This window comes from Geitlerinema calcuttense NRMC-F 0142, assembly GCF_030285425.1.
The window spans coordinates 1-25,942 of sequence record NZ_JASVEJ010000019.1; the positions used below are offsets into that span (position 1 = coordinate 1).

Consider the following 25,942-nt stretch of genomic DNA (forward strand, 5'->3'; position numbering starts at 1 on the left):
CCATCCCCCCACCTCTATGAGATATTCCACAAACTGGACGCGCCGCCAGTTTCTTCTCGGCGCGAGTGCAACGGCTGCAACGGTTGCCCTTGCTAGTTGTAACCCGATGGCAAATCAAGCCTCTCGCGGCCTTTCCGCAGAAGCCTTAGAGATTGAACCTGTCGTCGATCCTCGTAGCTTAGAAAAACCTAATCTGACGGTTGGTTTTGTCCCGGTTAATGACTGCGCCCCCTTTGCGGTGGCTTGGAACAAAGGATTTTTTCGCAAATATGGTCTTGACGTTACCCTGAACCGCGAGGCCAGTTGGGGAACCTCCCGCGATGGCATTTTGTTCGGGCGCTTAGATGCTTCTCCGGTTGTGTCTGGGGCCGTCACCAATGCCCGTATTGGGGCAGAAGGGGCGCGTCATGCCCCCTTGTGTGCGGCGATGACGATTCACCGCCACGGGAACGCAATGACGATGAATCAAGCGATGTGGCAAGCGGGACTGCGACCTTGGCCCGACTATCAAGGCAACTTAGAGGAGTTTGGCAAGAGTTTCCGCAGCTATTTTAATAGCATTCCGGCAGACCAACGGATTTGGTCAGTGGTGCTGAGTTCGGCAATTTACGAGTATTTTGTGCGCTATTTAGCGGCGGCGGCCGGGGTGAACCCTGATGAAGAATTTCGCGTGATTATTACGCCGCCGCCGCAAATGGTAAGCAATATGCGAATTGGGGCGATGCAAGCCTATATGGTGGCGGAACCTTGGAATACGCGGGCGACGTTTCCCCTAGGACGCGGGAAGCAGGGCGTTGGCTTTACGTTTGCCCAAGGACGGGAAATTTGGCGAGGCCATCCCGACCGACTTTTAGGGGTGATGGAGTCGTTTATTGAAGAGAACCCCAAAACCTACCGCAGTTTGGTGAAGGCGATGATTGAGGCTTGTCGGTATTGCAGCGATCCGAATAATCGCCAGGAGGTTGCCCGACTGATTACCGATCCGGCGTTTACGGGGGCGAAACCTGCTAATCCGCAAGCGCCTATTGAACAGTTTACCGGGCCGGGAATTGTGGGGAATTACAATTACGGCGGATTTGATAACAAGCAACGCCTGGTGACAACGCCGGAAACTACGATTTTCTTCGATTTACCGGAGGATTTGGCACAAATTCCGGGCGACCATTCTACGTTTTTGTGGCAGTCTCACAGTTTGTGGTTGATGACGCAGGCGGCGCGGTGGGGGCAGATCGATCGACTTCCGGCGAATGCGGAGGCGATCGCCAGACAGGGTTGGCAAACGGATTTATATCGCGAAATTGCTGGAGAAATGGGGATTGAATGCCCCGAAAGCGATTATAAGGTTGAGCCTGCCGAACGGTTTATCGATGCTCAGGCTTTCGATCCGAGCGATCTAGAAGGCTATCTTCGACAATTTCCGATTCGTGCGGGTGCGCCTCAATCTTTCTATCTGTCTTAGCGATCGCTCTCCCCAAATTTTAGGTCTTTGACGGCGTTCAATTCTGTTTTTTTGTATCAGGGAATTCATCCCTCAGAACGGTTTCATGCTATTGATCTAAGGAAGGAATTATGAAAAATTCAACCCATCAAACCGCGCGTTCGACAACTTCTGTCACTTCCGAGAGTGCGTTTTTAGAAATCGAAAATTTAGTCAAAGCCTATCCGACTTCTGAAGGCGATCCCTTAACGATCTTAGATGGCATTGATTTAACAATTGCCCGCGATGAGTTTATCAGTGTTATCGGTCACTCTGGCTGCGGAAAATCAACATTACTTAAGATTGTGGCAGGACTGGAAAACCCCACCTCTGGCTCGGTTCGGCTCGATGGTAAAGAAATTCGCACCCCCGGAGCCGATCGAATGATGGTATTTCAGCAATATTCTTTGCTACCCTGGTTAACGGTGCAAGAAAATGTCCGTCTCGCGGTAGATGAAGTTTTGAAAAAAGCTTCATCTGTAGAAAAAAAGCAGATTGTCAGCGAGCATCTGGCGATGGTGAATTTAACAGCGGCAACAAATAAGTATCCTGACGAACTTTCGGGTGGAATGAAACAACGCGTCGGAATTGCTAGAGCATTGGCAACTCGTCCTAAAATGTTATTGATGGACGAACCTTTTGGCGCATTAGACGCTTTAACCCGTGGCAAACTCCAGCGCCAGGTTTTGGATATTTGGGAGCAGCATCGCCAAGCGGTAATGATGATTACTCACGATGTAGATGAGGCAATTTATATGTCCGATCGCATCATTCTAATGACCAATGGTCCTCAAGCAAAAATTGGCGAAATTATTGAGGTGCCTTTTTCCCATCCCCGAAACTTATCTGAAATGCGCGAAACTCAAGAATACTACGATGTTCGCAATCATGCTTTAGACTTTCTCGATCGCTACTTTACCCAAGACGAATAAATGCTTTCGGTGCTAATTCGTTTGTTTTGAACTATTTCTAGAGAGAGCGAATAATGCAGATCAAATCAATGTTGGTGCGCCTCCAAAACACTTTAGGGTGCGAAAATCTAACAGAGCAACTGGTATTGCTTCCAGGCAGTGCTTACCCCTCCAAATCTTCGCACGCGTCATCGCCTCGCAAGAAAACCCAATCTGTGAACTTAACCGTCGGCTACAATGGTTCGCCGAAAAGTCAAACCGCTTTAGACTTGGCGCTATGGATCGCGCATCAAACCCGCCTCGCGACGCCGCAGCAAGTAGTGGTTCAAGTGATTTATGTGGTGGAACCCTCCGGAACGTATCGCACTGTTCCTGCTCAATTCCCGCAAAGCGCTTCCGCCCAATACGAACAAGCCGATGCTATCCTATGGCAAGCGCGATCGCTCGCGGAAGAGTGGCAAGGTACGATTAAATGTCACCTGCGGTTTGGGGACGTTGCTCGCGAATTAACCGAAGTGGTGGAATCAGAAGCCGCAACCTTACTTCTGTTAGGCTGTAACTCAGCAGAATCTCTCCTGATTCAACAATTAGGACGTAACTTTCCCTGTCCCGTTTTAGGTATTCCTCACGCTTTAGCGGAGGAAAAAGCGTCTAAAGTCCCCGCCTCTGTCTAGAATGGCGATCCAGGATTAATTGGGAGGGTGCATCCTCGGTTGATGCACCCCAATTTTTTAAAATAATCGAGCAAACCTCCTCAATTCGGAGGGTGCAAATTTTAATCAAATCCGCCTCAATCCTCGAACGACTGTTAAAATCTGGTTAAATCGCTTGCTGTACCGCTCATGAGTGACACCGTTCTAGACGTTCGCAACCTCCAAGTCCAGTTTCAGCTTGATGAAAGGCTGATCCGCGCCGTTGATGATATCTCTTTTGCGGTTCAGCGTGGACAAACTCTCGGAATTGTCGGAGAGTCCGGATCGGGAAAATCGGTCACTTCCTTGGCAATTATGGGGTTAGTTCCCTATCCCCCAGGGAGAATTACCGGGGGGGAAATTGCGTTTAAAGACACGCCAGATGGACAGGCGGTGGATTTGCGATCGCTCTCACCCACCCAACTCCAGCAGATGCGCGGTGGAAAGATTTCGATGATCTTTCAAGAACCGATGAGTTCTCTTAACCCCGTCTATACCATTGGGTTTCAACTCACTGAGGCGCTGTGTCAGCATCAGACCCTTTCCCAAGCCGAAGCCAGACGCAGAGCGATCGCGCTATTACAAGAAGTAAAGTTACTCCCCCCAGACGAAGAAATTCGCAGCCAATTACTTGCAGAATTCCCCAAAACTCAAAATAGCGAACCCAACGAACGCGAACTCCAACACCAGGTTAACCAACAAAAACTCGCCATTCTCGAACGCTATCCCCACGAACTCTCCGGCGGCCAAATTCAGCGGGTGATGATTGCGATGGCGATTTCGTGCAATCCTACCCTATTAATTGCTGACGAACCCACCACGGCGCTAGATGTCACCGTTCAAGCCACCATTCTCGACTTGCTGCGCGAGTTGCGGGATGCGCGGGGAATGTCGATGATTTTCATTACCCACGATTTAGGCGTCATTGGCGAAATTGCTGATAGCGTGGCGGTGATGTATCAAGGGAAGATTGTCGAATCTGGGCCCGTTCTGGAAATTTTCTCCAATCCACAACACCCCTATACTAAAGGCTTGCTCGCCTGTCGTCCCCGTCCGGATCGTCGCTTGCAAACACTACCGACTGTCTCTGATTTTATGGAAGTGGGTAGCAACGATCGCGGCGAGGTGGTGATTCGGGAAAAAGAAGCTGGCGAACATCAACAATGGCAAGGGGTGGAAATCTCGGAGGATGAACTGAGCCAACGCCTAACGATGTTAAAAGGGCGATCGCCCATTTTGCAAGTCCGCGATCTCAAGGTGGGTTTCCCGGTGAAAGGCGTTTTCGGTCAGACCAAGCGCTATTTTATGGCCGTTAACGGCGTTTCCTTTGAAGTCTATCCGGGGGAAACCTTGGGGTTAGTAGGGGAGTCCGGCTGCGGAAAAACCACCCTAGCACGCACTCTGCTGCAACTGGTGCCGACGATGAGTGGCGCAATTGAGTTTGAAGGTCAGAATATTACGCGCTTGAGTCGGGGAAGCCAGCGCCAACTGCGTCGGGATATGCAGATTGTCTTTCAAGATCCCTTTAGTTCCTTGAACCCTCGGATGTCAATTGGCGATGCGGTGATGGAACCCCTGACAATCCATAGTCGCACGCAGCAGCGCAAAGTTCAGCGCGATCGCGTCGCCTATCTGTTGGAACGGGTGGGTTTAAATCCAGATTGGATGAACCGCTACCCCCATGAGTTTTCCGGGGGACAACGCCAGCGGGTGTGTATTGCGCGATCGCTAGCCCTCAATCCTAAGTTTATTATCTGCGATGAGTCAGTCTCAGCATTAGATGTCTCGGTACAGGCGCAAGTGCTGAATCTACTTAAGGAATTACAATCGGAATTTGAACTGACCTATATCTTCATTTCCCATGATTTGGGGGTGGTGAAGTTTATGAGCGATCGCATTATGGTCATGAATCGCGGTAAAGTCGAAGAAATGGGCCCATCCGAACAAATTTATCGCCAACCCGAACGAGACTACACCCGCACCCTAATTGCAGCTATCCCCACCGGAAGCCTAGAACGCATCCACCAACGCCAAGCTGCTAGAAGCATGGTGAATGGGTAAACTCAAAACTGGTTGAAAATATCAGCCAAGATGGTATTCGAGAATAAAAATCCCTGTGGATCTTGCAAGCGAATTTTACCTTGTAAAGGGATAGAGTTCAGATGGGTTAAAATCTCTCCAGTTTGACTCGTCGCTTCTACCCAACCTTGATGATAGTAAGGTTGAAGACAAGTCCACAGGGGTTTTAAAATAGCCTCGCCGAATTGTTGAGTTAAATTCGCTAAATCTACGCCTTCCGCTAGTCGCAATCCTAACATTAGGGTTTCGAGTAACCGATCCGTTTCGCTCAGGGGAGGTTCGTCAATTTTGCAGCCTTGGCTAACCCAATCATAATAGGCTTGGCGAGTTCTCGGACGGGTGAAGCGCTGTCTGTGGGTATAACTGGCGGCTCCCATCCCGAAGCCGTAGTAAGATTGATTTTGCCAGTAGACGCGGTTATGACGGCATTGATATCCGGGTTTGGCATAGTTAGAGATTTCGTAATGCTGATATCCGGCTTGGGTTAGCGTCTGTTGCGCCAGACGGTACATGGCGGCGGTGGTTTCGTCATCGGGAAGCGGCGTTTCTCCGGGTTGATATTGTTTCCCAAAGGCGGTGACAGACTCTAGCACTAAGTCATAGCAAGAAATATGCTGAGGCGCGAGGGAAATAGCGGTTTCTAGGGAATATTGCCATTGCTGTAGGGTTTGGTAAGGCAATCCTGAAATTAAGTCTAGGCTAAAATTGGGAATTCCGACCTGGCGAATCAGTTCAACAGAGGCGAAGATATCAGCAACATTGTGCGATCGCCCGCAGCGTTTGAGCAAGTCATCTTGAAAGGCTTGTACCCCAAAGCTGATCCGGTTGACTCCGGCTTGCGCGTAACCTTGCAGTTGCTCTAAGCTGAAGGTGCCTGGATCGATTTCCATTGAGATTTCGGCATTGCTGGCAATCCCAAACTGACGATTGAGGGTTGCTAGAATCTCTTTAACTTGGTTAGCGGCTAATAGAGATGGCGTTCCTCCTCCAAAAAAGACCGTGTTTAACCGGGTGCTAGAGGCAGAACTTGTAGTAATTTCCTGACAAAGTTGGGCGACATATTCCACGATGGTTCCCGATTGTTCGCCCATAACGCGATCGCCTACAATCGAAACCGGGAAATCGCAATAGTAGCAGCGGCGGCGACAAAAGGGAATATGAATATACGCGGCGCTAGGCGGGGATAAATGTTGCGGGTGACTGGACAGGGGAGTACCTTAAAAAAATGAGGGGAATTCACGGGCGCGATCGCACAATCTTGCTAAAACGGACATATTCTCATTGTGCAGGCGAAACGAGAGGCGATTGTCCCTGAGCTAAATCCTAAGTCTCCATATCACATTAACTCAAAAAAAGCAAGTCTTTTCGCGGTCGGGAAGTCTCGCTCAATACAGAGCGTCAACTCATGTAAGGATATAATAAACCTTAGCTAACCTTTAGGTAAAATCTTGTATTTTACCGACGGCGCAGTGTTTCCCACCTGCACGCTTTCATCATCCCTTATACATATCTTAGAGTCATGATTGATGCTGTCATCATTATCTCATTCATCCTAGCAGGGTTGGGGATCGGTTACTATGGCGTCGAATTATTGCCCAGCAGTACCCTCGACCAAGTAACCAGTCAGGACGGCTTGCGTTCAGTCACTGCGGGATTTTCAGCCCTCATTGGCGGTGCAATGGGTTTATTTGCCCAAACCTACTATCGCCGAATTGAGTCCCAAGTACGGCAAATGCCCGTAGATGTCCTCCTAACCCGTTCAGTGGGCTTAATCGTCGGTTTATTAGTGGCTAACCTCATGTTAGCGCCAATCTTCCTGCTGCCGATCCCGCACGAATTTGCCTTCATCAAACCCCTTGCGGCCGTTCTGGGTAGCATTATGTTCGCCGTTTCCGGGGTATCCCTCGCCGATAGTCACGGACGCGCCTTCTTGCGGCTGATTAACCCCCATAGCATTGAAACCATGCTCCTTGCAGAAGGCACCCTCAAACCAGCAACCACCAAAATTCTCGATACCAGTTGCATTATCGACGGTCGCCTTGAAGAATTACTCTCGACAGGCTTTATTGAAGGACAAATTCTCGTTCCTCAATTCGTATTGCAAGAACTGCAAATGGTCGCCGACGCCGCCAACGACCAAAAACGGGTACGCGGACGCCGAGGTTTAGATATCCTCAATCGGATTAAAGAAAGCTTTCCCGATCGGATCGCCATTCATCCCGCCGATTATGATGAGATCCACACCGTTGATGCCAAATTAGTCCATCTCGCCCAAGAAATCAACGCCACCCTCTTAACCAACGACTACAACCTCAACAAAGTCGCCAGCTTGCAAAAGTCCCGGTACTTAATATTAACGACCTCGCCCAAGCTATTCGTCCGGCGTATTTGCCCGGAGACAACATCGACCTGAAAATTATCAAACAAGGTCGCGAACCGCAGCAAGGCGTTGGCTACTTAGATGATGGGACAATGGTTGTGGTAGAAGACGCTGGAAATCAGATTGGGATTGAACTGCGCGTTGTCGTCACCGGGGCTTTGCAAACCTCCGCCGGACGGATGATTTTTGCCAGACCCCACGCCAGCGCGATCGCCTGAAGCCAAGATACACCCAAATTCAACATGAGGAAAGCCAACCCAGAAGCCGAATTTCCTTCAAAACGGGTTGCTTCTGGTTCGTGCGTAGCCTGCAACCCGTTTTCTATTTAGGCTTGAGATCGCTCTTATCGCAAGTTGCACAAAAGCGGTACTCTACACGCTGCTTTTTGGCCTCCAGAACAGATTGCCCGCTACACCCTTCTCTACCTCCAGATAGAACCCTCCCTCGCTGCAATCTTCCGATGGGGGTTTGCGAACATCCGAGTTGAATTGATTGACTGAAAGGGCGGTAAGTTGACCGTCCGTCGGTTCTTAAACCCAAGAATCAACACAACTGAATGGGGTCTTTTCATCCTTCACCCCCGATGTTGCAACTTGCAGCGTCGGGTTGAATATCCGTTGTCCAGGAGTACCTGTTTAAGCACTTTTCCCAAGCAACAGACCGATAACAGATACCCTCTCGCACACAATCATCCCTCACTCAGCAATCGTTATGGCTCAGTTTGGATATCATGCTTCCCACGAGCAGTTTAAACCTAGCGAACTCCTAAAATACGTACAAGCAGCACACCAAGCCGGTTTTAATGCAGCCTTATCTTCCGATCATTTTCAGCCGTGGAGCGATCGCCAAGGTGAAAGCGGCTATGCTTGGTCATGGTTGGGGGCCGCCCTGCAAGCCACTCAACTCAGCTTTGGCGTGGTTTGCGCCCCCGGTCAACGCTACCATCCCGCCATTATCGCCCAAGCCGCCGCCACCCTGGCCGAAATGTATCCAAACCGCTTTTGGGTAGCATTAGGCAGCGGTCAGGCCCTCAACGAACAAATTACCGCCGAAGGGTGGCCGGCAAAATCTAAGCGCAACCAACGCTTACTCGAATGCGTGGATATTATCCGCGCCCTGTGGGCCGGAGAAACCGTTACCCATCATGGCATTGTGCAAATTGAAGAAGCCAAACTCTACACTCGCCCCACAGTAGCGCCCCGCATTATTGGGGCAGCCATTACCCCCAAAACTGCCGAATGGGTTGGAGGATGGGCCGATGGGTTGATTACCGTTTCCCATCCCTACGACAAACTCAAAGAAGTCGTGGACGCGTTTCATCGGGGTGGCGGAAGAGGTAAACCCCTGTGCCTCAAGGTGCAACTTTCCTACGCCCAAGACGAAGAACAAGCTTTGCAAGGGGCTTACGACCAATGGCGAACCAATATCTTTGCCAGTCCAGTCTTATCAGAATTTCGGCATCCTCAACAGTTTGATGCAGCAGCCCAGTTTGTTAAACCCGAAGATATGCACCCCTACGTGCGAATTTCTGCCAAACCCGAACAACACATTGAATGGTTGCAGCAATATCTCGATTTAGGATTCAGCGAACTCTATCTGCATAACGTTAACCGAGAACAGGAAGCCTTTATTGAAACCTTTAGCCAAAAAATTCTTCCTGCCTTATCCCATTAAGGCGTTCGGCACTTTTCCTCAACCTTATCCTTTGAGAAGCACTAAACCCAATTATGCGAATTAGCGTTGGTCCCCCGTACCTAACGATCAATCACGGTAGCACCTTTCTGGTGACAGACCTGGATGGAGAAATCGATTCCAATAGCCTCCAAGGATTGTTTACCGACGATACCCGGTTCCTCAGCCATTATGGGTGTTACATCGACGGCCATTCCTGGATTCGGTTAATGTCTACCACCACCCGCTATTATGCGACCCGAATCAGTTTAATGAATCCAGAATTATCCAGTCGAGATGGCAAAATTCCCAAAGGTTCGCTATCGCTGACCATTAGTCGGACGATTGAACAGGGAATTCATGAGGATTTGGATTTAACGAATAACAGTTTGCAGGCTGTTAGCTTTAATCTAGAGATTGAACTGCGTTCCGACTTTGCCGATCTTTTTGAAGTGCAGTCCGGTCAGGTGGTTCGCCGGGAACAGATTGAAACGCACTGGGATCGAGACAATAGCGAACTGCGTACCCGCTATCAAAATCAAGATTTTTATCGCTGTTTGGTCTATCAAGTTCGCAATTGTCCCACCCCCGCAAAGTATGCGAACGGCTATATCACCTTTGCAATTCAACTCCAACCTGGGGAAAGCTGGCACGCTTGCGGTTATTACACCCTCAGTGACAATCAACACGAACGCCAACCTGTAGACTTATGCTACCTAGAGGCCATCGCGCCCGATGTAGATACCGAACTGCAACAGCGCCAACGTCTCTGGCAAGATAGCGCCACCACGATGACATCCCCCAATGAAGATGTCAAGCGCCTGTATCGTCAATCGATTGAAGATATGGGGGCAATGCGGTTATACGATTACGATCTAGCCCCGGATGTATGGATTCCAGCGGCAGGCGTTCCTAAATATGTGGCCTTATTTGGACGCGATAGTTTAATCGCTAGTTTGCAAAATGCGATCGTCCATCCTGGCTTTGCTGAGGGAACCCTGAAGAAGTTGGGAGAACTCCAAGCCAAAGCCTACGATGATTGGCGCGATGCAGAACCCGGAAAAATTCTCCACGAACTGCGCCAAGGCGAACTGGCCTATTTGAATAAAATACCGCGATCGCCCTATTATGGTGCTGCCGATACCACGTCGCTGTACCTGATTGTTTTGCACGAAACCTGGAAATGGTTGGGCGATAAGTTCAAAATTGCAGACTATCGAGAGATTGCCGAGAATTGCTTAAACTGGATTGACCAATATGGCGATTTAGACGGAGACGGATTTCAAGAATTTAACGCCCGTTCTGAAGATGGGATTGAAAACCAATGCTGGAAAGACTCCGGCGATTCAATTGTCTATCCTGATGGCAGCCAAGTGAAGGCCCCGAAAACGGTCTGCGAGTTGCAAGGCTATGCCTTTGATGCCTGGATGCGGATGGCGGAAGTCTTCCAGGCTTGGGGCGATCGCGATCGCGCGACCCAATTAAGACACAAAGCTGAAAAACTGCGCCAGCAATTTGAGGAGAAGTTTTGGTGCGAAGCCGTTGGCTTTTATGCGTTTACCCTCGATCCCGATAAAAAGCCCGTCCCCACCATTGCCTCAAATCCCGGTCATTGCCTGTGGAGTGGCATCGTTAGTCCAGAACGCGCGCAAAAAGTCGTCCAGCGCCTCCTAGAACCCGATATGTGGAGTGGTTGGGGAATTCGTACCCTTTCTGCCCAAAATCCCGCTTTCAATCCCCATTCTTACCATTTAGGCAGCATTTGGCCCAATGATAATGCTCTGATTGCGTTAGGGTTCAAGCGCTATGGCTTTGCTCAAGAAGCGATCGCGATCGCCCATGATATTTTTGAAGCCGCCAACCATTTTGCCTGCTATCGCATCCCCGAAGTCTATGCCGGAACTCAGCGACATTTAGGGACATTTCCCGTTCCTTACCGAGAAGCCAACATTCCCCAAGCTTGGGCCGCCGGTTCAGTCTTCCAACTCATACAGGCGATCGCCGGTTTGCAAGCCGACGCCCCCAATCATTGCCTATACGTCGATCCTGTTTTACCAGAATGGTTAGGCGAGCTAAAACTGTGCAACGTGGAAATTGGGAATGCAGTAGTCGATCTACAATTCTGGCGAGAAGGCGATTCGCGAAGCGATCCCTACGGGAATCGCACCTGTTGGGATGCTGAGGTGCAACAAGGCGAAATTGAAGTTCGCGCCAAAGCTTGGCAACCCTGGGCCAGTACAACATTAGCCTCTACTTTCTAACAAACCCTCTCCTTCCTTAAGGCGCAATCATCCTTGCGCCTAAATTAACCTGCCCATCTATCCCCCATCCCTCTCGTCAAGTCAGGAGATGAAAGCATGACACAAACCCAAGAACGCAAAGAAATCCGTTCTAGTACCCCCAAACCGCCTCAAGGCTGGAAACAACTGAAATGGTATGGCCCCGGCTTAATGTGGATGATTTCCTCCGTCGGTTCCGGATCGGTGCTGTTTACGCCCAGAGTGGGTTCGCGCTACGGTTACGAATACCTTTGGGCATTACTCATTGTTATCTTATTCATGTGGGTGATGATTCGCGAAGTAGGACGCTATACCGTCGTGACGGGTAAAACCATCCTCGACGGCTACCGCGATCTTCCTGGGCCCAAAAATTGGGCCATTTGGTTAATCTTTGTTCCCCAAATCGTAGCAGCAGTAGTCACGATTGCCGGAATTGGTGCCTTAGCGGGAAGTGCGTTAATGCTCGCTTTTCCCGGAAATCAAGCCATCTATGCCACCGCTTTAATAGTCTTGTCTGCCATTCTGGTCATTTCTGGACAGTATCAGCGAGTTGAACAAGCCGCTTCTGTAATGGCTGGACTTCTGATCGTTGCAGTTATCGTTGCGGCCATTCAGGTTTTCCCAGAATGGGGCGAGTTTACCGGGGGATTAGTGCCAGGAATTGGCGATGATTTTGACTTAGAATTTCTCCTGCCTTGGTTAGGCTTTATCTTAGCTGGGGCGGCTGGAATTATGTGGTTTTCCTATTGGGTTGCAGCCCGCGAATATGGGGGACCCGTTGAGGGCGACTTAGAAAACGATGAAACCTCCAACCGCAACGGTTCTCAGGATTGGGAGGATGAAGACTTGCAACAACGACGCCGCGATCGCCTCAAAAAATGGTTGCGCGTGATGAGTACGACTGCCGCTATTGGGGTTGTGGGTGGCGGTTTGGTGATTATTGCCTTTTTAATTCTGGGGGCCGAGTTACTGCGTCCAGAGGGAATTATCCCAGAAGGGATTCGAGTGGCTGAGGATCTGACCACCCTGTTATCGGAGGTTTGGGGCGAGTTTGGTTATTGGTTATTACTGGGTAGTATTGCGATCGCCCTCGGCGGTACAATTGTTGCCAACCAAGATGGCTGGCCGAGAATGTTCGCCGATGCTACCCTCATCCTCAAAGGGGGGTCTAGAAATAGCGAGGATGAGTCTACAGAATCAGGCGTGAAGGGGTGGTTAAAGTCAGCTTTGGGCGATCGCGATCGTCTCAAAAATATTTACGTGGTTATCACCGTTACGCTCCTCCCCCTCATTGTCTTTTTCCTCGTCCGCGATCCCGTCGATATCCTGGAAGTTGGGGGAATTGTGGCTGCCGCACACCAACCCGTCGTCGCCTTTCTCACCCTTTACCTAAACCAGACCAAACTCCCAGAAGAACTCAAACCCGGATGGTTCTCCTCTACCCTCATGGTACTGTCAGGTCTATTTTTTACCATCGTCGCGATTCTCTACTTTGCCATAGAGTTCTTTGGCTTTGAATTTTAATCCAAACCCCGAACATGGTGCATTACAAACCGTACTTTGAACGCCGCTATCCTTGGATAGAACGCTGCATTGCGTTACTTGCCTTACTCAATCTGGCTTTAGTCTTCTTCGATCTCAGTTATTTGTATGGGCGCAATTTCTATTTCAGCGTATTTCCTGCCCTCACTCGCTACTATGACCCCATCAAAGGGATTCGACCCCACCCGGAAACCCAATATTATTTACAACAGGTCGAAGCCCTAGAAACCCAACTGGCAACAGGCGGATGGGATGCGCCGCAGGTCGAACAATCGCTTGCACAACTGCGCCCCCTCAGCCAAAGGATCTTAGCTGAAAATCCGTTTGCGGGAGCTAATCAAAATAGCAGCTTAGAAACGATTAAACAGCAAATGCGCCAGCGCACGGGGGAAACCTTTGCCCTAGATGCCTTTGAAACCTTCTGGAGTGCAGACTACCTGCAACAACGGGGATGGCAATCTGAGTTCGCCTTTTGGCAGGCTGAAATCCGTCCTTTAATGCAAACTAACTATTACCGAGGGGTGAATCAATGGGGGCTTCCAACCAACCGCTTCTGGTTGCTGGATCTCCCTTTTGTTATTATCTTTGCACTCGATATCGCCGCCCGTCTTTGGGGACATCATCGCCGCCACCCTAACTTAAGTTGGCTAGATATCGCCCTGAGACGTTGGTACGACTTCCTATTGTTAATCCCCTTTTGGCGATGGTTGCGCGTGCTTCCGGTGGCGGTGCGCCTCAATCATTCGGAAGTGGTGACGCTAGAACCCGTGCGGGCAGAACTGCAACGAGATTTAATTGCAAGTTTTGCTACCGAAACCGCACAGATGATCGGGATTCAAATTATCGATCAAATGCAAGCTTCGATTGAGCGTGGCGAGTTTATTCGCACGCTATTTCATCCCGAACTGAGTCAGCGCGATCGCCCAGAGCTGACCACAATTGCCACCCGTCTTGTCGGGGATAGCCTGCGCCAAGCCGTTCCCCAAGTTCAAGCCGATCTCGAAAATTTAGTTCAATACAGCATTACCAGCAGCCTCAACCAATTCCCCGGCTATCGTCAATTGCGCCGACTCCCTGGTTTGCAACGCCTCTCTAGCTATCTGACCCCAAAATTAGCCCAGGCATTATTCCGCATTTTCTATCACAACCTCGGCGATGCATTGCAAGATCCAGTGGGCGCGCAAATTACAACCCGACTGCGCCGCAACTTCCGAGACGCCTTAGAACGAGAACTCCTGAAACGCCAAAATATTCAGGAGGTACAATCGAGTTTAATTGAGTTTTTGGAGGACATTAAATTTAACTATGTTAAAAATCTCACAGAAATGGAAGGTCGGCAACTGATTGAAAGAGCAGAAGAATTGCATAAGCAAGTTCGAGGCTAATTGCCTACTTTGGCGTTGTTATGAATGGTTGATTGCAGTGGTAGAAAATCGTTCAGTTTATTGAGGATCTTTACCACGCAATGGGAGATACTTTCGAGATGCGTTTGACATTCAACATCGGGATTTAAGGGAGGCTCATAGGGGTCGTCAATTCCGGTGAAGTCTTTAATGATTCCGGCTCTTGCTTTTTGATATAAACCTTTAACATCCCGCGATTCGCAAACCTCTAAGGGGGCATTGACATAAATTTCGATAAACTGCTCGATGGATTGACGAACCTCATTGCGAATTTCTCGATAGGGAGAGATTGCTGATACTAAAACAATAGCTCCATTCCGAGTCAGAAGCTGGGAAAGCCAACCGATCCGACGAATATTTTCATCGCGATCGGCTTTACTAAACCCCAAATCTTTGCAAAGGTTTTGACGAACGGTATCGCCGTCTAGCACTTCTAATTGATAGCCTTGCGATCGCAATACCTCTGCGACGGCTTGGCAAAGGGTAGTTTTTCCCGCCCCACTCAAACCCGTAAACCATAACGTAACGCCCTGTTGATGCATGGTTTCTTCCCTTAAGTATTGCGAGCGCGTAGAACTTCAGCGGGTGAAAACTCATAAATTTTGGTAGAGAAAGTCTGATAATTCTCCTACTTTGAGGTCATCTACATAACGCCCCTCATTCATCAAAACTTTTTCAAAGGGAAGCCCTCGCTTGTGAAAATTCTCCTCAATCGCAACCACTAACTGCACGATATCAATCGACTCAAACGCTAGATCGGAAATCAACTGAGTATTGTCATTAATTTCTGCTGTCGAAGTCAGATCCCAATCGCTAGTCATATCTTCAATAATGGCAACCAAAGATTCAGCGATCGATTCGCGAGTGCGGCTTGAAGTTAAAACCCTGTCTTCCATCGTTAATTTTCCTTTAAACAATCAAAAGTCTTTCTATTGCAGGCGAGGATACAACTTGAGGGGGTTATCCCAAAAAATTTTAGACTTAGCCGTATCCGAAAGATTTTGGCGCTGTTCAATTTGGGTTACAGTTGTGGGAAAACCGCAGTCATGGTGAGGATAGTCGGAACCATAGACCACATAATCTTCACCAATTTGAGCCACCACCGCTTCTAGAGTTCCTTCTTCGGGCAAACAACAGAAGAAACATTGACCGCTAGCGAGGTGTTCCTTGGGACTTTTTTTCATCAAAGGAACATGATTGGGAAATGTTTGAGCGTGTTGTTCTAAACGATCGAGCCACCAAGGAACCCAACCAATCCCTGCCTCAGTAAACGTGATTCGCAGTTGGGGATAGCGGTCAAAAACCCCACCCCCAATTAAAGACGCGATCGCTCTCATCTGTTCAAACGGATGCGCCATCGCGTGCATTAAAAACAAATTTTGGCTGCTTTCTTCTGTACCAATCGCGTAGGGAGGTCGTCCGCTTCCCGCATGAATGCCAATCGGTAAATCCAGCTCTTGAGCCGTTTGCCAAATGGGGTGCAAGCGCGGATCGTCCAAGTTAAAATCATCCATGTGCGGAGAAATCAAAATGCCCACAACCCAGGGTTCCTGAGCCACGCGCAAAATTTCCGCAACGCCCAATTGCGGGTGACGCATGGAAACCATCACCAATCCTTTTAAACGGTGGGGATAGGGCGAACAATAATCGGCCAGCCAGCGATTATACGCTTGATAAAGTGCAGATTCAAGATAGGGTTCTTGCACGGCACACATACTTGTCGTCCCGCTTGGATAGAGAACGGCAATATCAATCCCTTCTCGATCCATATCCCGAACGCGGACGTGCGGATCGACCCCGCCAGTTGCGATCGCCGAACGCTGTACCGGACGAGCAATTTGAGCATCCCGATCCATCCCTAACGGTCTTCCTCCATATTTCACAAAGTTAGGATATTCTCGACCATCCACAATCACGACGCGCTGACCGTTGACTTCAAGGCGCTGCGGAACCCGTTCTCTAAATTCCGGTGCAATATACTCGCGATACAGTTCAAAAGGTTCTGCAACATGACCGTCACAATCAATCACCTTATATTTTTTTGACATCGGACTCTCTCCAGAAAGTTATTGCTAGAGCATTCACAATCCCAAATCGTCAGGTGTAGGTTCTTCTAGGGGGTGCAAATCCGAGTGGGGAAGAATCGCATCGAGTTCGCCGTCCATCAAACCAACGTCTGGGGAAGGATCTTGCTCGAGTTCTTGCAGTTGCGTCTGTGCCTGTTGCGTCAGAGCTTCCATCCACTTAATTTTGAGTTTAAGCACCTTAATACTGCGAAACCGTTCGAGCTGTTCTTCATGGGCTTCTAAGTGAATTTTGGAGTGAATATTTAACGGCTGAAGTCGGCGATCCACAGTCTAGTTACTCCATATAGCCCAGCATTTGGAGTTGAGCGAGAATCAGTTCCTTATCGCGATCGCACATTTCCGGGATAGCGTCGGGGCGATCGCTCGCGCCTTGGGTGGGCGGGCCTCGGCGAATGGGGTGAGCTTGCAGGTACTCTGGAGTAAAGAAGCTTTCCGGGACTTGTCCTTCTAAATCTTCTGGAATGGGCAAACCTAAGCTATATAACCAAGTCGCGGCCACATCTACGATATTGCGCCGTTCGACCTGCAAACCGCGTTGAATTCCCGGCCCATTGGCCAAAAAGATCCCATCGGGGTGATGCGTTCCGGCCGGCACCTCGCGCGGAACCACCACAGGCTGAAGATTGCGAATAGACACAAACCCGTAGTCTCGTAAAACGAGGGTTAAATCCGGTGCATCTTTCATGCAAGTACCGGGAAAACAATCTTCGCGCTTGAGAATCTGTTGAATGATGCGTTCCCCCGTCGCTTCATCTCGCAGACTTTCTAAATCTTGAATCAGGCGATCGCGAAACCGATCGTACTCATCGGGAGCAATTCCCGGTTCCCCCGGTTGATGCGCCACCCGAATCGTAATCCCATTGCTCGAAGGCGTGCGACAGTAGGCGAGGGTTTTTTCCCAATCCACATCCGCAAAGTTGCTCGCCTCCCGGCGTTTAGCGGCCTCGCTGCGTTCCGAGGCTTTCCAAGTCAAATAGCCTTTTTCATGCAAAAAGGTGTTAATTCGCACGACCTCTATCGTCTGGGTAAAGCCATGATCCGAGGCCATAAACACCTGAACATCCGGGCCGGCTAATGTCACCAACGCTCTTATGTAACCGTCCAACTGTCGGAAATATTCCAAACATAAGTTACACATTCGCCGTTCCCAGGCTGAAGGGTTCTCTGACAGCAACTTCGGATCGAGAAAGCGCCAAGCCTGATGCTGAATCTTATCGACGCCATCAAACATCACGGCCATCAAATCGGGACGGTCTTCTTGCAATAGGGTCTGAGCAATCCGAAACCACTGTTCCTCGCGCGGAAGGTGGTAGCGCACCCACTCTTCAGTCTCGTCCTCGCTCATGAACTCTAGGGCTTGCTTTTCTCGCTCAAAATCCCAGGCTAATTCCTTGGGGTCAAATTGGGGAATATTTTTGAGACGATTAAACAACTCTGGCGGCGTGACATTGCGACGCAGATGTTTCCACGGAACAAACCCCGGAACCAAGGAGCCTGCAATCGGACGCGGGGGAGCTGTAATTGGAAAATTGAGCGCCACCACGGTGCGATTTTGCCGACTTGCCATTGACCAAACGGTTTCGGTTTGGATGTCGCGAGCATCGTAGAGGGTAAAGTAGACCTCTTCTCCTTGCTCTTCGGCGCGAATAAAGTCAAAAACCCCGTGATTTCCCGGCGTTCTTCCGGTCATAATTGAAACCCAAGCAGGCGGCGTCAGGGGATTGGGGGTTGAGCGCAATGGCGATCGCACTCCCGTTTCCATAAAGTGCTTGAGAAAGGGCATGGTGACGCCAACGCCCGGTTGGTCGCGCACCATTTCATCTAACACCGTAAAGGTTGCACCATCTAAGCCGATAAATAAAGTTCGGGTCATGATGATTGGATTAACGCAATATTAAGTTAAGCGTTGCTACAAATGCTCCAAATCGATTCGCCGATTGAGAAGATTAGTGTTTCTGCTTCCTAATACGCCCCACGCTGAGAAGACCAATGCCGATCAGACTCAAGACAGCAGAGGGTTCTGGCACTGCATGGGGGGATTGCCGCAAGGTAAATTTGTAGCCGACAATTTGCCCCTGGTCGTCGAGCAACCAATTTGCTTGCGGGATTTCATTCTGGTTTAGCGCACTCAGGTTAGGAAGGTCAAGGGAGAAACTAAAATCAACGCTTTGGCCCTGACGGACTTTGCCATTTTGCCATTGCAGAAGATTGGCCTGACGATCGAGTTGAGCAAAGGCGGTTGAAGTTGGGGTAGGTGTTTTTTCTAGGGGAAGATCTGCGAGTTCTAAGCCGAAGGGAAACACCTGACCAACAGCATTGACGACATCAAAGTCGAGGCGATCGCGCAAACTGGATTGAATAAAATTTCGTCCCGTCCCGAACCCAAGTTGAATGCTAAATTTGCCCCAGTTCAATCCTGTATTATTCAGAACGGTTTCTTTGAACAGATATTCTGTACCGCCTTGCCAGACGTTAAAGGCCACAAATTCAATATCAATGGGCGCAACGGCATCAAATCTAACGAGTTCTAGACCCACTTGATTTTGATTTTCATCGGGGCCTGAAAAATCATTATTGCCAATATCTCGAACCGGGTCTACCCCCGGCTGAGACGGATCGCCAGATTCGGGAGTAAACTCAACGGCTCCCAGTCCGGGTCCAATAATTTGCGTCACTCCACCCCGAACGAGAATTGCAGCCGCAGACGGCTCGATCGCACTGCCCAGAACTGTTAAGGCCGTTCCAAGCGCGATCGCGATGGGTCTGAATTGCATAACAGCTCCTTCTCAGCCCTTCGGCTGTAAAGCTAGATTAAATTGTTGTGAGTTCTTTGCCGAAATTGCCGATTTCTGCCCAATTTCGCCCGCAAGTTGTGGCTGACTTGCACTGCGGCCCCATCGCAGTTTTCATCAGTATACTGAAAATCCAGCGTTTCTACTGAGCAACTTAGCAGTTTTAATAAATTTATATATAAATTTTACGTGAAGTTGACGAGTCCGATTCTGTGTGCCAGTATGCAGAGACAAGGTTGCACTGTATCAAGAGCCGTTCGATCTGAGGGCTACTCATTTTTTTGAGCGATGCGTGGGTTAGCCCGATTGTTGTGCAACGAATGAGTCATTAAATCTTCAACCCATAACTCTATAGGGAGACTTGCTGTGAACACTTTCACGCCAAGCATTAAGCGCTTAGGGACGAGCGAGCAAGACCAATTGAAGCTAGGCATGACCCTAGCCAAAGAAGGACGTTTCGATGAAGCCTTGAGCGCCTTTGAAACAGCCATTCAAGTCAATCCAGAATCCGTTGTGGCTCACCTCGCCGTCGGTAACTTATTATTTCGCCAACAGCGTTATCCCGAAGCCTTAACTCACTTTGAAGCGGTGATGCAGCTCGATCCGCTCTTGCCAATGGCACCGTTAAGAGCGGGAGGTGCTTATACCCGACAAGAAAATTATGAAAAAGCCATAGAATGCTTTGAAACCGCACTCAACCTCGATCCGCAATCAACAATGGCGACTGTAGCAGCAGTCGGACTCGGCCAAGTTTATATCAAGCAACAGAAATATGACACGGCCATTCAGCAATTCCGTCAAGCCTTGCGCCTCAACCCGCAGATGATGATGGCTCGCTTAATGTTAGCCAGCGCCTTGAAAAAACAAGGGAACTTGCAAGCCGCCATCTCAGAATTAAAAGCCGCCATTAATATTAGCTCTGAGGTACCCGTTAGCTATCTCCAGCTTGGCAGCATTTATCTCGAACAAAAGAATTACACCAAAGCCAGAAACGCCTTTGAAACCGCCGATCAACTCGATCCCAAAATTCCGGCTATTAAGTTTGCCGTTAAATTTGGCTTGGCAGAATCCTTAATTGAAGAAAACGAATTGCAAGAGGCGATCGCCCTTTTGCGCCAACTCCCCGAAAATAAACTTTACGCTCCCCGAAAACACAAATTATTTGGAGATGTTTACACTCGCCAAGGCTTAGTCAAAGAAGCTGCCGAGGAATACCGCGCTGCAACGCTCCTGGGGTCTTCAGATGGTCTAATTCCCGACGAAGATATTGCCGACTTACAAGCCTTAGAAGAACAAGACCGCTGGGAAGAGTTATTAGAAAGCTATCGCTCCTCCGCGAACGCTGTATTAGAGCAGCCTAAGTTTTAACAAGATTGATTCATTCGAGATATTGCTGTAGAGATGCGAGTTGACTGACAATCCAGATAGTCGCGTAGGTTGAGGTCCGAAACCCAACCCTGGCTGCGGTTGGGTTAGGCTAACGCTAACCTACAACAGCATAGGACTTTCAGTAGTGAGTGTCAGTCAATCAAGTAGAGAGGTTTGCTCGCATCTCTACACCTCATGCTGCAAGCAAGGTTTGCCCTTATTGTCATGCCAAATCATCTGGTGTACATCGTCATGGATAGCTGTCGCTACGATAGCTATCAAGCCGCTTTAACCCCCAATATGGATCGACTGGGTTTAGGAATGCGCCGCTATAGCTACGCGTCTTGGACATCACCATCCCATTACGCGCTATTAATGGGTATGATTCCTCATACCAACCCGCGCGGGGTGTTTGCCTCAGAAGTCTACAAGCAAGAATTTAGCAAATGGGTAGAACGTCTGGGGATTCCCGACTTATCGTTTAAAACCTTTGTGCCTCAGCTATCCCTGCCCAAAGTTCTCCAAGAATTGGGTTATGAAACGATTGCCAGGGTTTCCATGCCCGTCCTCAATCAATTTACCAACATCAACCAATATTTTGACGACTACAAATTGATGGCCAATCATAATGACTTTGCCTCAATGGTGGAAGAAGTCGAATTTGAGGAGGACGAGCCGCGCTGTTATTTCTTCAATTTGGGAGAAACCCATTATCCCTATATGCTATCGGGAGAAAATTTACCGCATATTTCTGGGGTGCATGGGGTATTTAAGCACATGGATGAATATTTACTGGCTGGCGCACCCGCATCAAACCCAGAATTTTTCGACCCCCAGGAAATGCAACGCTTGCACAAACAGCAAATTGCTTGCGTGGAATATGTCGATGGTTTATTGGGCAAGCTCTTTGACAAATGCCCGGATAACACCCATATTATTGTCACCGCAGATCACGGGGAGCTATTTGGCGAAGATGGCTTTTTTGGACATGGCCCGGTGATGCATGAAAAGTGCTTTGAAGTCCCTTTTTTAGAGGGCCGGATCGCACAATGAGGGCGTAGAAGCCTGACGCAAAGCTGCCAAACGCTCTACGGACTGTCGTCGCAGGTTTCGATCGGTTTGAATGCGGCTGCTTAAAAGCTGATAGCGATCGCTCTTAGCATTAAACGGCGGCCACGATGCGCCACTCCCGTTCGGGTTTCCCGTGCGGGCAAATTGCGTCCAATACTCTGCCATCCGTTGAGACAGCCACTCATCCTCGCGTTCAAATCCCTGGTTTTCCGGCAATGTCCCAAAGACATAGCGCAACTCAATCCCGTGAAAACTCCCTAAACCGCTTCTGGCATTGCCCCGACTTACCCGGTCAAACTGATAGACATAGGTTTGCGGCTGAACGGCGGCCATTTGCATCGCCATTGTTTTCATATCCAGCACAAACAGGTCGCTAATTAAAGTTCGGATTGCTTGACGGGCCGAAGGATGATCGCGTGCGGGATACAGCGCCCAATATTGCTGGGCTAAGGTTGAGCCAAAGACTTGATTCAAAAACCGAGTATAGGCGCTCAGGGTATTAATTCTCAGATTATAGGCAAACACCGCCCCCTCATCGGCAACCGTCCCCGTCAGGAACGGAACGCGCTGCTGGCGACCGAGGGCGAACGCAGTTCCCGGCAATTCGGGGATGAGATAGCCATCTATACTCAGATGGTTCAGCGTCCCCGAACCCGCCATATCGCTATCAAAGGGCGTCTCTTCTAGGGTGGTTTCCCAAACCTTCACTACCTTTTGCCAGGGTTGGCGGCGCAGTTCCGGGGAACCCCCCAACCTTTGGGCAAAGGCTTCGCCAACGGATTCCAAACTGGGTAAATTGGGACGAGAAGCAGACAAACATCTGAGGCGATTGGGGACGCTACCACTTTGGGCGATCGCGCGTTGAAATAATCCTTCAGCCAACGGCGATGTCATCAACGTCGTCACGCTGACTGCACCCGCCGACTGACCGAAAATCGTCACATTTTTCGGATTGCCCCCAAATTCCCGAATATGGTCGCGCACCCACTTCAGGGCTAAAATCTGATCCATCAAGCCATAATTGCCCGAACTGGCATGGGGAGACTCAGCCGTGAGGGCTGGATGCGCCAGAAATCCCAAAGCGCCTAGGCGATAATTGAGTGTCACCACCACTACGCCCTTTTGCGCTAGCGAACTTCCGTCATACAGGGCCTCTGAACTCGAACCCACCAGAAACCCGCCACCATGCAACCACACCATCACCGGGAGGGAATCGGTTTTTTCGAGGGCGGGCGTCCAAATATTCAGGGTTAAACAGTCTTCGTCCATGCGCCCCGTCAGGCGGACAAAATCGCGCTGGGGTTGGGGACAAGCCGGGCCAAACGTTGTGGCGAGGCGGGGTTCTTGCCAAGGTTGAGCCGGAATGGGTTCGCGCCAGCGTCTCTCGCCGACGGGAGGCATGGCGTAGGGAATGCCGAGATAGCGCTTGACGCCGTTCTGCACTTCGCCCACAATCGGGCCAGACGGGGTGGATACGGGAGGGTTCATTGGGGCTGCACTCCCACCCGCAAGCAGCCAGAAACTGATGGTGGCGATCGCCATTGCTCGCTTCATCTTAGCTACACTCTAGCTTGACTGTGGCCCTGGTCAGATGTTGACCCCTTTTCTGGGGTTTGGTTCCGGCGCTGTCGAGCTTTGTTTCCCAAAACTGCACTCCCTAGGAGCAATGTTGCTAGAGCGGGCGCGGGTTCGGGCACTGATGATGGCGGTTGGGAAGCGAGTCTTAAGGACGTGAAATTTGCTGTTGGTGCAAATAAAAACGCCGCGCCGCTGCCCCCCTGTTCGCCAATGGCACCGATGACAATGTTTTGCCCCATTACGGCAATGGAGGTGCCAAAGGAGCCAAAGGCGGTGGGGTTGGGATTAAAAAAGGCCCCCACAAGTTGCCCGAATTGGGGACTGGTGGGGTTAGCATCGTAGACATAGACAGCACCTGCTAATGCTGCGCCTGCTAGCTCTCGCCAAGCGCCAATTAAGGCGTAGTGACCGATACTCGCTAGGGAAAAGCCGAAGTTTTCGCCCAAGTCGCCCCAACCATAGTCATAGGGGTAAAAGTTCTGAAACTGGGTCAGCAGACTGCCAAAGGTGGGGCTGCTGGGGTTGCAATCATACAGGTAGGCTCGCCCGACGTTTAAGGCTCCAATATCTTCGCGAAACGCTCCTACTAAGCAATTGTTGCCCACGCTCGCCACTGAATGACCAAATTCGTCATTTTGCCCCCAAGCATCGGTAGGCGACGGATGAGGGTTAGATAGGGAGAGCAGCAGTTGACCGAAGGTGGGACTGGTGCGATCGCCATCAAACAAGTAAGCTGCTCCTGCATCGACTCCCCCAACATCATCGCGAAAAGAGCCAATCAGCACGTTTTTGCCGACGCTGGCAACAGCGACGCCAAACCTATCCCCAGCGCCGGGATTTGGGTTGTTAAAGGTGGTTAGTAGCTCGCCAAAGGTGGGACTAGCGCGATCGCCATCAAACAGGTAGGCTGCCCCAGCCAGGGGCGCTCCTATGTTGTTACCAAAGGCTCCAATCAAGACGTTATTGCCCATACCCGCCACGGAAAAGCCTGTAAAATCAAAAGGTCTGGGGATGGGCGCTTGGAAGGTCATTAAGAGATCGCCGAAGGTGGAACTCTGAGGGGTGCCATCGAATAAATAGGCGCGTCCTGGTTGTCCCTGTGCTAAGGTCGCATGGCGGAAGGATTCGCCAATCAGGATGTTATTCCCCACGCTGGCAACTGACCCTCCAAAGTTTCCAGAAACTGCGGGATTCGGACTTTGAAAGGTCATTAATAATTGTCCAAAGGTAGGACTTGTGGGATTGCCATCAAATAGGTAAGCCGCCCCAGCATCTAGGGCGTTTGTGTCGTCTTGAAAGGCTCCAATTAGGACGTTATTGCCAACGCCAGCTACGGAAATTCCAAAAAAGTCATTGGCTGCCGGGTTTGGGTTCAAAAAGGTATAGCCAAGACGATAGGGAGAGGCGGCTTTTGCTACTCCCTGAAAGACTAGACTGGCAAGACTAAGGGAAAGGGTTAATACGCAGAATTTTAGGCTATTCTTGACGAGTTTCATTGAAGGTTTTACCTAGATAATAATTGATTATTTGCGTCTTATAGCAGCGAATTTGGTTGACTGACAAAAGGATAATTGGGTTGGGTTGAGTTTTGGATCTCAACCCAGCTTTGGCTGCTGTTAGATTGTGCTAACACTAACCCAACTGACAGTAGTTTTGTCAGTCAATCAGGCAGCGGACATATCGATTAGAAAAAGCGGATTTGGGGGAAGACGTTCCAGTAGAACATCTGTTTATCAATCGATGTTCTAATTGCCTTGGCAGTTGCTATAAATTCGATAAAATAAGAGGATTCATTATCGATCGATCTGAAGATTTTCGTTTTTCCAGAAAGGATGAATCAACTGAGGCAGATACTGGTCGGATATAGGTTCGCCAATTCCATATTGAGTAGGGAATTTATCTTTAGGTAAATAAAGCGTCCCGAAGATTAAATCAATGACGGGAAAGGTACCAGCCAGATTTTTGGTATAAACGGTTGGATCGTTAACATGATGCCAGCGATGAAATTCAGGGGTGGCGATTATCCACTTTAACGGACCAAATTTGAAGCGAACATTGGCATGAATGAAGATCGCGTTAAAGGTGACGACAATGATATATAAACCCAAAATTTCTTTTGTAAATCCAAGAATATATAAGGGGATAAAACCACAAATTCGAGTAAAAGTTTGATCTAAAGGATGCAAGCGGGCGGCTGAAAGCCAATCAATTTCTTCACTACTGTGATGAATGGCGTGAAATTTCCATAAAAAAGGTACAGTATGTAAAAGACGATGGGCAAAATAAGCGCCAAGTTCTTGTACAAAAACGGCAATTGTTAATTGCAAAACAAAGGGTTGAGCGGCAATCAGATTTTGGATATTGGGATTAATTAATTGATCTAAAACTGGGAGCAGAAAAAAGATAGCGATCGCCAAACAGAGATTGACAAAAATTCGCGTCACAAAAAAGTGAAGAAAATCCGCCCACCAGCCCCGTCGGAAGAACTTTTGCGAATGCAAGGGAAACAGGAGTTCTAGCGGAGTGAAGATGACAAAAAAAATAACAAAAGCGTAGATTAATCTAGTTAACACGATTTTTCTGCCTAGGAAATACAGCAACAGGGAAATTAG

Annotated in this window: 19 protein-coding genes and 2 pseudogenes; 11 read left to right on the top strand and 10 right to left on the bottom strand. The window is 49.5% G+C overall.

Annotated elements, in window-relative coordinates; all coding sequences use genetic code 11:
- Positions 1–16: 16 nt before the first annotated feature.
- The 4 genes from QQ055_RS04935 to QQ055_RS04950 all read left to right on the top strand — a co-directional run bounded on the left by QQ055_RS04935 (position 17) and on the right by QQ055_RS04950 (position 5,141).
- Positions 17–1,459 (top strand): ABC transporter substrate-binding protein, encoded by a 1,443-nt coding sequence (locus QQ055_RS04935; protein ID WP_284476438.1) that lies wholly within the window; start codon positions 17–19, stop codon positions 1,457–1,459.
- 110 nt (positions 1,460–1,569) lie between these two features.
- Positions 1,570–2,409: an ABC transporter ATP-binding protein gene (locus QQ055_RS04940; protein WP_284476437.1), complete on the top strand. Its 840-nt coding sequence runs from the start codon at positions 1,570–1,572 to the stop codon at positions 2,407–2,409.
- A 53-nt stretch (positions 2,410–2,462) separates the two neighbouring features.
- Complete coding sequence (locus tag QQ055_RS04945; protein ID WP_284476436.1) at positions 2,463–3,062, top strand: universal stress protein; 600 nt, start codon at positions 2,463–2,465, stop codon at positions 3,060–3,062.
- 168 nt (positions 3,063–3,230) lie between these two features.
- A complete protein-coding gene (locus tag QQ055_RS04950) occupies positions 3,231–5,141 on the top strand; it encodes an ABC transporter ATP-binding protein (RefSeq protein ID WP_284476435.1) in 1,911 nt (636 codons plus the stop codon).
- 2 nt (positions 5,142–5,143) lie between these two features.
- On the opposite strand, the gene hemW is transcribed toward QQ055_RS04950, so the two are convergent.
- Positions 5,144–6,367 carry a radical SAM family heme chaperone HemW gene (hemW, locus tag QQ055_RS04955; RefSeq protein WP_284476461.1) on the bottom strand — a complete coding sequence of 408 codons (1,224 nt, stop codon included), beginning with the start codon at positions 6,365–6,367 and terminating at the stop codon, positions 5,144–5,146.
- A 311-nt stretch (positions 6,368–6,678) separates the two neighbouring features.
- Here hemW and QQ055_RS04960 point away from each other — a divergent pair.
- The 5 genes and pseudogenes from QQ055_RS04960 to QQ055_RS04980 all read left to right on the top strand — a co-directional run bounded on the left by QQ055_RS04960 (position 6,679) and on the right by QQ055_RS04980 (position 14,416).
- A pseudogene (locus QQ055_RS04960) lies at positions 6,679–7,757 on the top strand (PIN/TRAM domain-containing protein).
- A gap of 493 nt (positions 7,758–8,250) precedes the next feature.
- Positions 8,251–9,213: a TIGR03885 family FMN-dependent LLM class oxidoreductase gene (locus QQ055_RS04965; protein WP_284476434.1), complete on the top strand. Its 963-nt coding sequence runs from the start codon at positions 8,251–8,253 to the stop codon at positions 9,211–9,213.
- A 53-nt stretch (positions 9,214–9,266) separates the two neighbouring features.
- Positions 9,267–11,471 carry an amylo-alpha-1,6-glucosidase gene (locus QQ055_RS04970; RefSeq protein WP_284476433.1) on the top strand — a complete coding sequence of 735 codons (2,205 nt, stop codon included), beginning with the start codon at positions 9,267–9,269 and terminating at the stop codon, positions 11,469–11,471.
- Between the two features lie 96 nt (positions 11,472–11,567).
- Entirely contained in the window at positions 11,568–13,013 is a 1,446-nt protein-coding gene (locus QQ055_RS04975) for an Nramp family divalent metal transporter (RefSeq protein WP_286004290.1), read from the top strand.
- A gap of 14 nt (positions 13,014–13,027) precedes the next feature.
- The gene (locus QQ055_RS04980; protein WP_284476430.1) at positions 13,028–14,416 is read left to right on the top strand and encodes a hypothetical protein; all 1,389 of its coding nucleotides are present in this window, start codon (positions 13,028–13,030) and stop codon (positions 14,414–14,416) included.
- Here the strand turns inward: QQ055_RS04980 and cysC are convergent.
- From cysC to QQ055_RS05010, 6 genes and pseudogenes are all read right to left on the bottom strand, one after another.
- Positions 14,413–14,982 (bottom strand): annotated as a pseudogene (gene cysC, locus QQ055_RS04985) (adenylyl-sulfate kinase); the annotation flags it as partial. The gene QQ055_RS04980 and the pseudogene cysC overlap by 4 nt on opposite strands.
- Before the next feature lie 45 nt (positions 14,983–15,027).
- Positions 15,028–15,330 carry an acyl carrier protein gene (locus QQ055_RS04990; protein ID WP_284476429.1) on the bottom strand — a complete coding sequence of 101 codons (303 nt, stop codon included), beginning with the start codon at positions 15,328–15,330 and terminating at the stop codon, positions 15,028–15,030.
- Positions 15,331–15,363: 33 nt separating this feature from the next.
- Positions 15,364–16,482, bottom strand: coding sequence for an amidohydrolase family protein (locus QQ055_RS04995; protein WP_284476428.1), 1,119 nt, complete (start codon positions 16,480–16,482; stop codon positions 15,364–15,366).
- A gap of 33 nt (positions 16,483–16,515) precedes the next feature.
- On the bottom strand, positions 16,516–16,788 hold the full coding sequence (locus tag QQ055_RS05000) for a hypothetical protein (protein WP_283362375.1): 273 nt from the start codon (positions 16,786–16,788) through the stop codon (positions 16,516–16,518).
- 7 nt (positions 16,789–16,795) lie between these two features.
- Positions 16,796–18,394: an alkaline phosphatase family protein gene (locus QQ055_RS05005; RefSeq protein ID WP_284476427.1), complete on the bottom strand. Its 1,599-nt coding sequence runs from the start codon at positions 18,392–18,394 to the stop codon at positions 16,796–16,798.
- 73 nt (positions 18,395–18,467) lie between these two features.
- The gene (locus QQ055_RS05010) at positions 18,468–19,295 is read right to left on the bottom strand and encodes a PEP-CTERM sorting domain-containing protein (RefSeq protein ID WP_284476426.1); all 828 of its coding nucleotides are present in this window, start codon (positions 19,293–19,295) and stop codon (positions 18,468–18,470) included.
- Positions 19,296–19,679: 384 nt separating this feature from the next.
- Between QQ055_RS05010 and QQ055_RS05015 the strand changes: the two genes are divergently transcribed.
- Entirely contained in the window at positions 19,680–20,681 is a 1,002-nt protein-coding gene (locus QQ055_RS05015) for a tetratricopeptide repeat protein (RefSeq protein ID WP_283362372.1), read from the top strand.
- A 225-nt stretch (positions 20,682–20,906) separates the two neighbouring features.
- On the top strand, positions 20,907–21,734 hold the full coding sequence (locus tag QQ055_RS05020) for a sulfatase-like hydrolase/transferase (RefSeq protein WP_284476425.1): 828 nt from the start codon (positions 20,907–20,909) through the stop codon (positions 21,732–21,734).
- Here QQ055_RS05020 and QQ055_RS05025 read toward each other — a convergent pair.
- The 3 genes from QQ055_RS05025 to QQ055_RS05035 all read right to left on the bottom strand — a co-directional run bounded on the left by QQ055_RS05025 (position 21,711) and on the right by QQ055_RS05035 (position 25,903).
- On the bottom strand, positions 21,711–23,306 hold the full coding sequence (locus QQ055_RS05025; protein WP_284476424.1) for a carboxylesterase/lipase family protein: 1,596 nt from the start codon (positions 23,304–23,306) through the stop codon (positions 21,711–21,713). The genes QQ055_RS05020 and QQ055_RS05025 overlap by 24 nt on opposite strands.
- Positions 23,307–23,311: 5 nt before the next feature.
- Positions 23,312–24,826, bottom strand: a complete 1,515-nt coding sequence (locus QQ055_RS05030; protein WP_284476423.1) for a hypothetical protein — start codon at positions 24,824–24,826, stop codon at positions 23,312–23,314.
- A 297-nt stretch (positions 24,827–25,123) separates the two neighbouring features.
- Positions 25,124–25,903, bottom strand: a complete 780-nt coding sequence (locus QQ055_RS05035; RefSeq protein WP_284476422.1) for a sterol desaturase family protein — start codon at positions 25,901–25,903, stop codon at positions 25,124–25,126.
- Between the last annotated feature and the right edge of the window lie 39 nt (positions 25,904–25,942).